Source organism: Paenibacillus vortex V453 (assembly GCF_000193415.1).
Classification (GTDB): Bacteria; Bacillota; Bacilli; order Paenibacillales; family Paenibacillaceae; genus Paenibacillus_AQ; species Paenibacillus_AQ glucanolyticus.
Genome location: NZ_ADHJ01000023.1, coordinates 111,425 through 124,599 on the forward strand (window position 1 = coordinate 111,425; position 13,175 = coordinate 124,599).

The window sequence follows — 13,175 nt, forward strand, 5'->3', positions numbered from 1 at the left end:
GATGGGATGAAAGGAAACCCAGCCGGACGGCGGAACGATAGATTTGATTTGGATTTACATCGAGCAGCGCTTTGACACAAGTTGTTGACATCTCGGTAAAATCGTTGTCACATCCAGCGATTATATTCTTCTTATGGAACAAGTCTAGCAAATAAAAAGAGAGGTGTTTCCTGCCATAGTTCCATTAACAAAATATGAACCGATCACCCAGAAGGAGGAGCCATGATCCATCACAAGAAACGTAAAAAACCAGCGAAAGTCTTCTATATTATACTTATCGGAATCATCTTCTGCCTAGGATTCAAATTGGCATGGCACACCGGCTCAGCTACGGTGAAGTTAATACCGGCATCATCAGCTAAACATGGAGAGACCTATAAGACCCTTCCTGATTCACCTAACAATAATCAGACGTATCGAATCGCTATCGATCCTGGTCATGGGGGTAAAGATCCCGGTGCTACCGGTGTAAGCGGCGCATATGAGAAGGAATTCAACCTATCCCTTGCCGGGCGGGTGTTTGATATTCTGGAAGAAGACCCCTTGTTTGAGCCATTTATGACACGTATAGATGATCAATTTGTAGAATTGGAAGACCGGGCAGCTATCGCGAATGATTGGAATGCGGATGTTATGATTTCAATCCATGGCAACACGTATACAGATCCCACAACTTCGGGAACGGAAACCCTATATCGGCACGAGGACAGCATTCCGTTGGCTCAAACCCTTCAGAAGCAGGTAGTGAAGGGGCTTGGACTCCGGGATCGCGGCATAAAAGAGGAACAATTAAAAGTGCTCGCTACCCCCAAGATGCCGGCAGTACTTGTGGAAGTTGGATATCTCACCAATGCGGACGACGAACAATTGCTCCTGAGCAATGAAGGGCTGGAGCGAGCCGCTCAATCTATTGTAGACGGACTCCGAGACTATTTTATGGGAGAGCAGGGACACTCGGCTGGTCAGCAAACAGATGGCAGCCCACACGAGATAAGCTCATCCGGCACGAATCAGAATCAGTCGATGGAGAAGAAGGTGTATTTTAACGGATCGGCAAAAGACGGTAAGCAGGTCGCATTAACGTTCGATGATGGTCCGGATGCCATCGTTACGCCGCAGATTTTGGATATATTGAGAGAGAACGATATTAAAGCTACTTTCTTTATTCTGGGAGATCGGGCTGCGTCCCATCCTGAGACCGTGCGGCGGATTGTGGAGGAAGGTCATGCCATAGGGAATCATTCCTGGTCCCATCCCAACTTCAAGGAGATAACCATGGAAGAAGTGATGAAGCAAATCAATGATACGCAGGACAAGCTGAATGATATTATAGGCTACCGCCCCTCCTTGTTTAGACCTCCGTATGGCGCTTTGGATGAGGAAAAAGTAGAGGCCATACAAAGTTTGGATTTAGCCATCGTGAACTGGTCCGTGGACACGATGGACTGGTCAGGCTTGCCTGCCCAGGGGATCATGCAGCGAATACACACGCAGTTAAAGCCGGGAGGCATTATTCTGCAGCATACGGCTAATGGTAAGAATCATCTTGCCAACACAATCGAAGCCCTTAAACAGTTGATTCCTGATTTGAAGGACCAAGGTTATTCATTTGTCACTGTACCAGAGCTGCTGCATTTACCGGATACACAGTAGACTCACCGCGCTTGCAGCTTATCTAATTTATCATTTGCAGAAGGTATATGCTAAAATCGATTCATTAACAGGTTAAGGATTAAGAATGGAGACCTCATGAAAAAAACGAAAATTCTCATTATCGAAGACGAGGGACCGATCGCCGATTTGCTTGCGTATGGGCTGGCTATGGAGGGGTTCGAGACCCGAACGGCAGCCAGCGGAGCCGCAGGTTTTAGGGAACTGGAGGATTTCAGCCCTGACCTGCTCTTGCTGGATTGGATGCTGCCGGATCAAAGCGGACTCGATATTTGCAAAAAAGTAACTGCAGATTACAACATCCCCATATTCATGATTACGGCTAAATCGGATATTACGGATAAAGTGCTTGGGCTTGAGTTTGGTGCGGATGATTATATCACGAAGCCTTTTGATTTGCGGGAGGTCGTTGCGCGAATTCGCACCATCCTTAGGCGGCTGGATCAGGCGAACCATGTTGAGAGAGAAGAGGCACAAGAGGTTGTTATCCGGTTTAAATGCATCGAGATCATAATGGAGGAGCGTCTGGTCAAGAAAGACGGCAGTTTGATTGATCTCACACCGAAGGAATTCGATCTGCTCATGACCCTGTATCGCCACCGAGGGAAGATTTATACGCGCTCGGAGCTGCTTGATTTGGTCTGGGGTTATGATTTTATGGGGGATACGCGGACGGTGGATACTCATATTCAAAGGCTCCGCAAAAAGCTGGATGCCAGCGATCTCATCACAACCGTATTCGGCATCGGGTACAAATTCGAGAAAGTGGCGGAATAAGGGATGCTTCGGACCATCAGAGCCAAATTTATCGTTGGTTTTTTTCTGATCTTCAGCCTTTCTTTCCTTGTGCTCAATCAGACCGTTAAAGAAGTCATACGGACCAGCAATCAGAAGATTGTAACATCCGATTTGGTCGGGCTTAAAAACAACAGTAATGTCTATGTACGGCAAGCTTTCCTCATCAACCATTTCACAAACAACACACTTTATTTCGGGCAGATGGCCGAGGAAATGGTGAAAGACTTGAACCACGCCACTTCAAGTCATGTCAGTGCATATACCGTTGATGGCACCTTATTGTTCTCATCGGACGAGAAGGAATTCACGGGACAATCGAATGAGGATCTCCAGCAAGCCATTGAGGGTAAAACGGCTTATACCATCACTTACGGCCGCGACAGCGGAAGTGTTCTTTATTCCTATCCAGTAATTATTGATGGGGTTAAGGTGGGCATTTTGCGCTTTACTAAAGATTTCACCCTCCTCTACGAACAAAGCGGACGCATCATGGATATCATTTTTTACATCGCGCTCGCCATATTCACTGCTGCCTTTCTATTCTCCTACATGCTCTCCAGGCATATCACAATTCCGTTGGTGAAGTTAACGCGGGCTTCTACAGATGTTAAGAACGGCAATCTGGATGTCCGAATCCAGTTCCAGCGAAGAGATGAAATTGGCGAACTGGCGTTGAATTTTAATGACATGATAGACCGGATCGGCAGTCAAATTTCCACAATTGAACGAGATCGGGACCGACTGAAGAGTCTGAACGAACAGGAGAAGCGTTTTTTTGACAATGTGACACATGAACTCAAAACACCGCTGACCTCCATTCTTGGTTATGCCGAGATCATCAGGGAAAAGGGGGACGACGACAGAGAGTTCTTTGATAAAGGAATGACGCACATTGTCGAAGAGAGTCGCCGACTGCACACCATGGTGTTGAAGCTGCTTGAGGTGTCCCAGCACAACGCTCATGATGGCGACCTGGAACCTGTAGATACGGGGGAAATACTCCGCGATGTGATTGACTCGATGTCATTCCGAGCCAAGCGTTACAAGAAGAGCATTACCTGTGAGACGGAAGAAGAGCTGTTTGTGCTTGGTCAGCCGGACAGGCTGCGCCAGCTCTTTATCAATCTTCTGGACAATGCAATCAAATACAGCGCATCTCATTCCGAAATCTCTGTCAAGGCCAAGCATATCAACGGGGGCGTTCACTTCCTATTCGATAACCCGGGAGAACCCATCCCCCCGGACCAGCTTGCGAATTTGTTTCAGCCGTTTTTCTCGGGGCCACAAAGTTCCAAGGAAGAAGGGAGCGTCGGTCTGGGACTCAGCATCGTTAAATCCATCGTTGATGACCACAAGGGAACCATACGCATTGTAAGCGAGAAGTCCCATACCGTCGTCTATGTGGAAATTCCTTATGTAAGGGTGGAGAGATCATGATGACATACAATCGAACCGGGTTATGGTGTGTGACTCTCGCCATCCTGCTCTTGACCGGCTGTGCGAATGGACCGAGATCGGAGACCATCATTATACCGAGCAAGGAAGAGAATCATACGGTGGACGAAGAGAGGCGGCCATTTCAGGTGAAGACGATATACCGTCTTCCCGATTCCATCACAGATCAAGGCGAACTGCTCGGCTGGGCAACACCGGAGTCTGTGATCGGTCTCTTTGAGGAGGCTAGTCGGTCAGAGGGATTAAGTCTGCAGTTTCAGCGTCTCTCCGCCCCGTATGAAAGTGTCGAAACGCTTCAAGCCGTGGGCAACAATGCGATGTATCACCATTTATCTCCGGATGGCAAGACCATTTCAGGGGTAGCCAAATCAGCTGAAGGTGCTTCGTTGAAGTTGATTACGTATCCGAGTGGCGAAGAAGAGATGGTGGAAGCTACGACGGATTCTACGCAGCAGCTATTGTTTGAACAACCCACCTGGTCTGCTGATAGCCAATACGTGAGTTATCTCGTCATGGAAGAAGGCAGAAGGCTGGCGAGCATCGGCGTTTATGATACACAAGCCGAGAAGGCCAAGGTTTATCGATTGAAAGGGTTTGACATGGCAGGGATTCCGATTAAAGCCAAGATTTCGGATGATGGCCGGATGATGCTCATTGTGCTGGATCAGTCCAGCAATGGGCGCATCGTTGCGATGGGGACAATCAATGGAAGCGTGATTGAGTTTCAGTATGAGCATGAAATAGGAAGTGATCAGATCGACTGGCTGAATCATGACCAATTTGTATTCCAGGGAATGGAAGGAACGCTGTACGAATATGATCGCAGAAATCAGGAGCTGTCCATCCTGTTAGAGAGAGCAGACAGTTTCGAGTTCTCCCAGGATCGCAAGTATATTGCCTATTCCCTGAACGGAAAGGATACGCTTTATGCAGGCAAGCTTCAGGGTAAAAACATCCTGCACGCTGAACCCATTTATCATGGGATCATCCCGTCGGACATGTACTGGAGTCCAGACCATAACCGTCTTCTTGTGAATGGCCGGAAGACCTATGTGAAACCACGAGTGGTCAAGGAGGCAAAACCTATGGATCTTCGTCCTTTTATAATAGAATTCGAGTAAGGCAAAGACGGATAGGAATGTAATAGCATCTTCTCCATGCTGCGGAAGACCGAACAATATCGTTCGGTTTTTCGCTTTTTTTCGTTGACAAATTGTTTACAAGTAGATGAAGTTTTGGCGACATGATCGTCCTATATTGATAGGAGTCCGAAGGATTGGGGATTGGGTATGCCATTTGTGGAGTGGAGGAGCGGTCAGTACCTTAGGACAAAGATGGCTTCGATTTATTGAATGAAGAGGGAGAGTTGAGAAGATGAAACAATTTGGATTATGGTTGACGGTATGCTGCATGATTGTTTTCACATTAGCAGCATGCGGAAACGGCGGTTCAAGCTATGGCGGGACAAGTATCGGAAGTAAAACATCAAAGGAATCGAAAGAGACTGTACCAGGTGCCGGAGAAGAGAAGGATTCCGATACAGGAGGCAAGAAGACCATTGTGTTCTCGACTTTTTTTCCGGATGAACGGTTTCAAGCTGCTAAGAAGAAATATGAGAAACTTCATCCGAAGATTGAAATTAAACTGGAATATGTGCAAATCGATGATGCCCATTTGGAAGCTGAGATGGAGAAGTATGTAACAGCGACCAATACGGCGATGCTGGCCGGGAAAGGACCCGATTTAATCCAAATGGATATGCTGCCTACGGACAGTTACGTGAAGAATAAGCTGCTGGCGGATCTTGGTACGATGTTGGATCAAGATCCAACCTTTAAGAAGGAAGAATACTTTATGAATATCCTCGATGCCACTCGGATAGGGGACGGACTTTACAGCATGCCGCTTGCGTATTTTTTAATGGGTTTTGCTGGCGACGGGGAAGCGATAGCCGAATCCGGCATAAAGGTAGACGACAAGACATGGTCATGGGAAGAGTTTACGGAAACCGCGAATCAGCTGGTGGCTGCAAAAACAAACGGTTTTTCAACGGCATTGGTGTATGAGGGCCCTGAATATTTGCTCGCCGATATGATATTGGATAACTACTCCTTATACATAAACCGGGTTACCGGTGAAGCTCATTTTGAGGACGACGCTTTTACATCGCTTATGGATCAGGTCAAGACGATGTTTGATGACAGGATTGTGAATACAGACTTTCGCAGCAAATCTTATTTTAGAAACATCCAAATCAATTCACCGTGGGACTACCTTGTAACCTTACGGGAATATGGCGAAAACATGAAACTGTTCATCAAACCGCATGCCTCGGATACACCGGCGGGAGGTTATTTCCGAACCTATCGGGATGTTGCTATCAACGCGAACTCCAAGGTGCAAGCAGAGGCATGGGATTTCATCAAATTCATGATGTCGGAGCCAACACAGACACCACTGGAGGCGGCAGGTTTTCCAATTAAACAAAAAAGCATTCACCCAACGGATCAGCCAGTTGAAGGAACAAGGAAAGGTGCAGGCATACAAGGAAGTGCCTCTGCAAGGAGAAATCTTCGAAGTTGACGGCGCCATGCTCGATCGACTGGAGAGCTTTGTTAACGGCGCCATCCACCAAGTGGATTTCAAGTCGGATAAAGTACGCGATATCATCGTTCAGGATGCCGTTGCCTACTTCACCGGTCAGAAATCGGCCGATGATGTTGCCAGACTTATTCAGAATAAAGTGACTACGTATTTGAATGAATAAGAAAACGGTACGAACGCTGCTGCGGAGCGATGGTTTCAAGGCGATCGGGTTCCTGGCTCCAAGCCTGATCGGCTTCGCGATTTTCTATCTCCTTCCGTTCCTGATGGGCATCTATGAATCCTTTACGGATGGAACGCACGGCGGTGCTTTTGTTGGACTCGATAATTATAAGGAGGTAACGGGAAGCCTTTCTTTTCGCAAAGCCTCCATGAATACGCTGCTTTTTACCGGCGTTGGCGTCCCGCTGCTCATCATGTCCTCACTGGTTCTGGCTTTGCTGTTGAATAAGTCCCTGTACTTGCGCAATTGGCTCCGCAGTTCGTTTATCCTGCCCTTGGTTGTACCAGTCGCCTCCATCGTCATGTTCTGGCAAATTTTCTTCGACTGGAATGGGACGCTGAATGCCTGGCTGCATCATTTCCATAAAGAACGGATCGATTGGATGCAATCGGATGGGGCTATGAGCATCATTGTCCTGATGTATGTATGGAAAAATATCGGCTATAACATGATTTTATTCTTGGCAGGACTCCAAGCCATTCCCAAAGATTACTACGAGACGGCGCAAATCGAAGGTGCAGGAAAATTACGTCAATTGTTCCATATTACGCTTATCTATTTGACGCCAACGATGTTTTTCGTTGTTCTTATCTCAATCATCAATTCTTTTAAAGTCTTTCGAGAGATTTATCTGCTTGCAGGTGAATATCCATATGACCGCATCTATATGATGCAGCATTACATGAACAACATGTTCTTCTCTCTGGATATTCAGAAGCTGACAACTGCTGCTACAGTTATGGTTGCTTGCATCGTGATTCTGGTAACAGGGTTGCTTAGCATAGAACGACGATTTCGCGATAATTTGGGTTGAGCGGGGAGGATCATCATGAATAAAATACAGTGGATGTCCAAGCTGCTGCTGACGCTGCTGCTCGGTGGGACAGCCATCCTGATGCTTGTGCCAATCCTGCTTACCTTGACAAACTCCCTGATGACGGAGCAAGAAATCGGGCGGAATTACGACCTGATCGGTCAGATGATTGACGTTGGCCAAGGCGGCAGAGATCGATTCATCAATCTGAAAATCGTTCCGGATTGGATCTCTCTCGGCCAGTATGCCGAAGTACTGATCTTTTCTGCGAAGTTTCTAAACATGTTCTGGAATTCTGTCGGCTTGGTGGTACCGATCGTGGTCGGACAGACAATGGTTGGCTCACTTGCCGCATATGCCTTTGCCAGGCTCCGATTTCCTGGCAGGGACAAGCTGTTCATGATCTATCTGATGACGATGCTCATGCCGTTTCAGGTGACTTTGGTTCCGAATTATATGGTTATAGACAAGCTGGGGCTGATGAATCATACTTCTGCGATCATATTGCCGGGCATCTTTGGAGCGTTTGCTGTCTTTATGATGAGGCAATTTATGGCGCATATCCCGGGAGCTTATTCCGAGGCAGCCATGATGGACGGAGCGGGACAATGGGTCATCTTTTGGCGGATCATTCTGCCACTTGCGAGGCCTGGACTGGCAGCGCTGCTGGTTCTATTATTTGTGGATTACTGGAATATGATCGAGCAGCCGCTTATTTTTCTGCAAGATGCTTATAAACAGCCGCTGTCGCTATATCTTGCACAGATTAATAAAGAGGCGCTTGGCATCGGATTTGCGGCATCGGCATTGTACATGGCCCCCGTGATCCTGCTATTCCTGCATGCGGAGTCCTATTTTATTGAAGGCGTTCAATTGTCTGGCATCAAAGGTTAGTTTAAGTGGCAGGAGTGATTCATATTGGAAAAAGGAACGACCCAAGCGAGAAAACGCAAACTCAGCCTGATTGCCGGTTTGTTTACAGGTCTGCTGCTTGTGCTTACTTTTGCGGGTAACACCATACAGAACTTAACGCTTCCTCATGTAGTGACTGCGGTGATAACCAAGGGCTCGCTGGATCATTCTTATAGCAGCCGATCAACGGTACATCCGAAGGAGGTGAGAGAACTCGTAAACCCGTCCGGTTGGAAAGTTGAGAAGGTGCTTGTTACAAAAGGGGAAACCGTGCGCAAAGGCCAGATTCTTGTGCAATATGACGGCAGTGAGGTTAAGCAGCAGCTTGCTGTGGAGCAGTCCGCTCTGAAGAAGCTGGAACTGTCTATCGAACTGCTTGAATACAATATCATGCATGCGATGCAGGAGGAAGATGAAGCTCTTCGTATTAGCGCCTCTACCGCGTTCGTAAACAGCAAAGATCGTATATAGACAGCGCAAGCGCAGCATATCGAGAACCTTAAGCATACCCTTTCCGTCAATCAGCAGATGGAGGCTCCGTTTGACGGCATTGTTGTAGAAGTCGGTGCAATGGATGGTTTAAATTCCACCGGAGCACCCGATATAACAATGACCAACCTGGCAAAAGGATATGGGCTCGAACTGTCGATCCCGTTGCAAATCGCTTCCATGTTTGACGTCGGTGATGTTCTGGATCATATCATGTTGGATGATAAGGAAGAGAGAAGGATTACAGGCGAGATAGAAAGGATAGCGGAAGGAATCAACTCACCACTTGCAAATGCTGACGATGCTGCTGAGAATTCAACCAGTACGATGTCTCGAATGTGGATTAAGCTTGAAGAAGAGGGGTTAACCGGAGGGGAACAAGTGAACGTGAATTTAACAACAACGAGTACGGATCAGTTCCTCATACCGAATCAAGCGGTGCATAAAGACAGCGAAGGCGCTTATGTATTCACCCTAAACGAATCGCAGGGCCCTCTCGGAAATACTTATTATGCTGTACGTACGCCGATTCAGATCTCTGATTCCAATGACCATACAACGGCCGTCAGCGAAGGGTTGTTTGATCAGCAGGAAATCGTAGTGGATAGCAGCGGACTCATCATAGATGGGACTCGTGTCAACATGTATAACCAGTTCTAAGAATGGGGCGCCTTGCCTATCAATCCTAAAAATAAGATTGACAGCGTTACACAGAGATGATAAATTATCCGGCAAAAAGATGGAAAACAGGAGGCTGACGCGCGAATGTCCTTTGATCCGTTGTACCATCCCTATCCCACCTATCGCCTGCCCGTGTATGCTAACCGGGGCATGGTCGCTACTTCACAGCCGCTCGCCGCCGGCGCGGGGCTCGACATTCTTAAGCGCGGCGGCAATGCCATTGACGCAGCTATTGCAACCGCGGCAGCCTTAACGGTCGTTGAGCCATGCTCGAACGGGATTGGCGGAGACGCCTTCGCCCTAGTATGGACGGAAGGCAAGCTGCACGGTTTGAATGGCAGCGGTCCATCGCCTGCCGGGATTTCGATTGATGCCGTGAAGGCGCTTGGACATACCGAAATGCCGCGCTATGGGGCGATTCCTGTCACGGTTCCGGGCGCGCCTGCAGCCTGGGCAGAGCTTTCCCGTACATTCGGCAGGCTGCCGCTGTCCGAGACGCTGGAGCCAGCTATCCGCTATGCGGAGGAAGGGTATCCGGTATCGCCGACGGCAGCCGGCAACTGGAATTCCGCTTTTCGGCGGTACAGCACCGCATTAACTGGTACGGAATTTAAACCTTGGTTTGACTTGTTTGCTCCGAATGGAAGAGCGCCTGAGGCAGGGGAAGTATGGCGTTCGCCTGACCATGCCAACACCTTGCGTCTCATCGGCTCGTCAGAAGCAGAGGAGTTCTATCGGGGCGTGCTGGCTGATACGATCAGCGAGTGCATCTTACGTTCCGGCGGCTTTCTGACAAAGGAAGACCTGGCTGGATATAGACCGGAGTGGGTGGAGCCAATATCGGTATCCTATCGCGGCTACGATGTGTGGGAGATTCCCCCGAACGGCCAAGGACTTATTGCACTTATCGCTTTAAACATGTTGAAAGGCTATCCCGCTAGTTCCCAGGAATCGCCTGAAGCCTATCATCGGCAGATCGAAGCGATGAAGCTGGCGTTTGCTGACGGCAGCCGCTACATTACGGATCCATCCAGGATGTCCTGCGATCCATATGCATTTCTCACCGAGGAATACGCAGAACAGCGCCGCAGGCTGATTGGCAGCGAGGCCTTATGGCCGGAAGCCGGGGAACCCCGAGGCAGTGGAACCGTCTATTTGGCGACTGCGGATGGAGAGGGAAACATGGTTTCCTTCATTCAGAGCAATTATACAGGGTTCGGTTCAGGGTTGGTTGTCCCTGGAACCGGAATTTCATTGCAGAACCGGGGACTGGAGTTCTCTCTGGATGATACCCACGCAAACCGGCTGGAGCCGGGCAAACGTACGTATCATACCATCATCCCGGGGTTTCTTACGAAGAACAGCCAAGCCATTGGAGCATTTGGGGTCATGGGTGGTTATATGCAGCCCCAGGGACATGTGCAGGTTGCCATGAACTTGATTGATTACGGGCTCCATCCGCAGGCGGCATTGGATGCTCCGAGATGGCAGTGGGTGAAGGGGAAGACCGTCATGGTTGAGCCGCATTTTCCGATGCATATGGCTAGAAGGCTTGAGCGGATGGGGCATGAGGTGCAGGTCGCTGCTGATTTCAGTTCTTTTGGCAGAGGACAAATCATCTGGCGAGACGAGAAAACCGGTGTTCTTTGCGGAGGAAGCGACGCCCGAACGGATGGCTTTGTTGCAGGATGGTAGTAAGCTTCATGAACATCGGCGCATGATTGCTTCATTTTACATACCTTAACAATTATGGGCGTTCCTGCTCCTGGATTATGATACAATGATGGAAACAAATGATCCGTATCATGGAGGGAGACATGAGGGATAGATTAAGTGACAGACCACAATGGCTGAGCCATTCAGCAGGGGCTCGTGATGAGTGACAAATCTTGGCGTATTTTTATTATGGTTGTTGCTCTGATTATTTTATCGGGGGTTCTCTACTCAGCACTTCAATCGGTAACTTCTTTTCGGGAGCTGGTGCCTGACCGGTACAGCGATACCCAGAAGATCAGGGATATCAGTATTGGGAAATTCGGTGACCGCTGGGATGACATCCAGAGGGTGGAAATTACGGATCCTGACATGATTGATCGCATCATGAACAATTTTTCCGAAGTGAAATTAATAAGAACAGAGAATTACACGATAGGTACGTATTACTATATCAGGATTAATTACGAACACACTCTCCTTACTATAATGTATACGGAACCTGATAATATGCGGATCGACCTTAATCAAGGCACCCAGCATAAAAGATATTCCTGGACCTATAAGATCGCAAGCCCATTCGATCGTTCCATCATTGAAGACCTGTTCAACTAGCTGAAGAAAGTGCATAGGAACCGCGTAGAATTCGCGGTTTCTCTGTTTGTATACCCAATCTGTCGCTCTATCAAAAAGAAGAGAGCATGTGTGTACGCAGGTTGGTTATCTCTTGGTAAACGAATCACCGAATGGACGTGCCCAAAATTTCGAGGAGGGGTTCAGAACCATGAAGGAGAAGGTTATGCAGGCGTACGAGAAGCTGGCAGGAGATTACGAGAGACATGTCGATAAGCAGAGTGGGCATAATGCATATTATGAGCGGCCCGCGATGATTGAGCTGCTGTCGGGGGACATGAGTCAGATGACGGTTCTTGATGCGGGATGTGCAGCAGGCTGGTATACGGAGCATATGCTCCAGCAAGGGGCCAGGGTGACTGCGATTGATCTGAGCTCGGCCATGGTCGAAGCCTGCAAAAGGCGTGTCGGTGATCAAGCGACGGTATTGACGTGCGATCTAACAGAAGCACTGCCGTTTGAGTTTGAAACCTTTGATCTTATTGTCAGTTCATTGACGCTTCACTATATCGACGATTGGGCACCGACATTTCGTGAATTTGAGCGTGTGTTAAAGCCAGGAGGGACTTTGATTTTCTCCGTCCATCACCCCTTCATGGACTTTCAACATTTTAATCGTCCGGATTACTTTGCCCATGAATTACTGTCAGAGGTTTGGAACAAGCAGGAATCCGGCCCTGTAGAGGTCACTTTCTATAGAAGACCCATGCAGGAAATTATAAACGCTACCTCCTCCAGGTTTGGAATAAAACAAATCGTCGAGCCGCAGCCGAGTCCCGTGTATAAGGATCACCCGGAAGCGAGGGAATGGTATGGCAAATGGTATGATCGCCTTATGGCTAATCCTCATTTTCTGATTGTGAAGGCTGAGAAATCGTCATAGTGCATGAATTGAACCATGATCCTAACGGCTTACCATTCATGGTCATGTAACATACTTGTGTTGCGAGTTTGCGATCGTTTGATTTTGAGTACTGGGTTAACATCGACGCGCTGGATCAAGCGGACAGCAAAATAAATATTTATTTACCCTTGGAAGAAACATGAGTCAGAATCCATCTGAAAACAGCTCCAGATGGGGAGAAACACATATAGATTAATCAGGAACCGCGTAAATCGCGGTTTCTTTTGTTCGAAATATTTTAAACGGAGTCCGTTTTGCATGTGCTGCTTTGTTATATA

Annotated in this window: 13 protein-coding genes; all 13 read left to right on the top strand. The window is 48.1% G+C overall.

What is annotated here, in order from left to right; genetic code table 11:
• Positions 1-222 precede the first annotated feature (222 nt).
• The 13 genes from PVOR_RS14160 (at position 223) to PVOR_RS14215 (ending at position 12,876) form a co-directional block, all read left to right on the top strand.
• Positions 223-1,653 carry an N-acetylmuramoyl-L-alanine amidase gene (locus tag PVOR_RS14160; protein WP_006209971.1) on the top strand — a complete coding sequence of 477 codons (1,431 nt, stop codon included), beginning with the start codon at positions 223-225 and terminating at the stop codon, positions 1,651-1,653.
• Positions 1,654-1,749: 96 nt separating this feature from the next.
• Entirely contained in the window at positions 1,750-2,448 is a 699-nt protein-coding gene (locus PVOR_RS14165; protein WP_006209972.1) for a response regulator transcription factor, read from the top strand.
• 3 nt (positions 2,449-2,451) lie between these two features.
• Entirely contained in the window at positions 2,452-3,906 is a 1,455-nt protein-coding gene (locus tag PVOR_RS14170) for a sensor histidine kinase (protein WP_006209973.1), read from the top strand.
• Complete coding sequence (locus PVOR_RS14175) at positions 3,903-5,045, top strand: hypothetical protein (protein WP_040680615.1); 1,143 nt, start codon at positions 3,903-3,905, stop codon at positions 5,043-5,045. Before PVOR_RS14170 ends, PVOR_RS14175 begins: the two co-directional genes overlap by 4 nt.
• A gap of 253 nt (positions 5,046-5,298) precedes the next feature.
• On the top strand, positions 5,299-6,507 hold the full coding sequence (locus tag PVOR_RS14180) for an ABC transporter substrate-binding protein (protein ID WP_006209975.1): 1,209 nt from the start codon (positions 5,299-5,301) through the stop codon (positions 6,505-6,507).
• A complete protein-coding gene (locus tag PVOR_RS30355) occupies positions 6,476-6,691 on the top strand; it encodes a hypothetical protein (RefSeq protein ID WP_006209976.1) in 216 nt (71 codons plus the stop codon). The genes PVOR_RS14180 and PVOR_RS30355 overlap by 32 nt, the downstream gene beginning before the upstream one ends.
• Positions 6,684-7,565: a carbohydrate ABC transporter permease gene (locus PVOR_RS14185; RefSeq protein WP_006209977.1), complete on the top strand. Its 882-nt coding sequence runs from the start codon at positions 6,684-6,686 to the stop codon at positions 7,563-7,565. Before PVOR_RS30355 ends, PVOR_RS14185 begins: the two co-directional genes overlap by 8 nt.
• Before the next feature lie 15 nt (positions 7,566-7,580).
• Complete coding sequence (locus tag PVOR_RS14190; protein WP_006209979.1) at positions 7,581-8,459, top strand: carbohydrate ABC transporter permease; 879 nt, start codon at positions 7,581-7,583, stop codon at positions 8,457-8,459.
• Between the two features lie 24 nt (positions 8,460-8,483).
• Positions 8,484-8,948 (top strand): biotin/lipoyl-binding protein, encoded by a 465-nt coding sequence (locus PVOR_RS14195; RefSeq protein ID WP_006209980.1) that lies wholly within the window; start codon positions 8,484-8,486, stop codon positions 8,946-8,948.
• A gap of 57 nt (positions 8,949-9,005) precedes the next feature.
• The gene (locus PVOR_RS14200; protein WP_160163997.1) at positions 9,006-9,626 is read left to right on the top strand and encodes a hypothetical protein; all 621 of its coding nucleotides are present in this window, start codon (positions 9,006-9,008) and stop codon (positions 9,624-9,626) included.
• 105 nt (positions 9,627-9,731) lie between these two features.
• On the top strand, positions 9,732-11,342 hold the full coding sequence (locus PVOR_RS14205; RefSeq protein WP_006209983.1) for a gamma-glutamyltransferase family protein: 1,611 nt from the start codon (positions 9,732-9,734) through the stop codon (positions 11,340-11,342).
• 180 nt (positions 11,343-11,522) lie between these two features.
• A complete protein-coding gene (locus PVOR_RS14210; protein ID WP_006209987.1) occupies positions 11,523-11,975 on the top strand; it encodes a hypothetical protein in 453 nt (150 codons plus the stop codon).
• Between the two features lie 169 nt (positions 11,976-12,144).
• Positions 12,145-12,876 (top strand): class I SAM-dependent methyltransferase, encoded by a 732-nt coding sequence (locus PVOR_RS14215; RefSeq protein WP_006209988.1) that lies wholly within the window; start codon positions 12,145-12,147, stop codon positions 12,874-12,876.
• Positions 12,877-13,175: the final 299 nt, after the last annotated feature.

Bases quoted from the DNA above. Each gene is read 5' to 3' on its own strand.
- PVOR_RS14215 (WP_006209988.1), top strand. From the start codon at position 12,145: ATGAAGGAGAAGGTTATGCAGGCGTACGAGAAGCTGGCAGGAGATTAC.
- PVOR_RS14200 (WP_160163997.1), top strand. From the start codon at position 9,006: ATGGAGGCTCCGTTTGACGGCATTGTTGTAGAAGTCGGTGCAATGGAT.
- PVOR_RS14185 (WP_006209977.1), top strand. From the start codon at position 6,684: ATGAATAAGAAAACGGTACGAACGCTGCTGCGGAGCGATGGTTTCAAG.
- PVOR_RS14165 (WP_006209972.1), top strand. From the start codon at position 1,750: ATGAAAAAAACGAAAATTCTCATTATCGAAGACGAGGGACCGATCGCC.
- PVOR_RS14180 (WP_006209975.1), top strand. From the start codon at position 5,299: ATGAAACAATTTGGATTATGGTTGACGGTATGCTGCATGATTGTTTTC.
- PVOR_RS14205 (WP_006209983.1), top strand. From the start codon at position 9,732: ATGTCCTTTGATCCGTTGTACCATCCCTATCCCACCTATCGCCTGCCC.
- PVOR_RS14210 (WP_006209987.1), top strand. From the start codon at position 11,523: ATGAGTGACAAATCTTGGCGTATTTTTATTATGGTTGTTGCTCTGATT.
- PVOR_RS14170 (WP_006209973.1), top strand. From the start codon at position 2,452: ATGCTTCGGACCATCAGAGCCAAATTTATCGTTGGTTTTTTTCTGATC.
- PVOR_RS14190 (WP_006209979.1), top strand. From the start codon at position 7,581: ATGAATAAAATACAGTGGATGTCCAAGCTGCTGCTGACGCTGCTGCTC.
- PVOR_RS14160 (WP_006209971.1), top strand. From the start codon at position 223: ATGATCCATCACAAGAAACGTAAAAAACCAGCGAAAGTCTTCTATATT.
- PVOR_RS14175 (WP_040680615.1), top strand. From the start codon at position 3,903: ATGATGACATACAATCGAACCGGGTTATGGTGTGTGACTCTCGCCATC.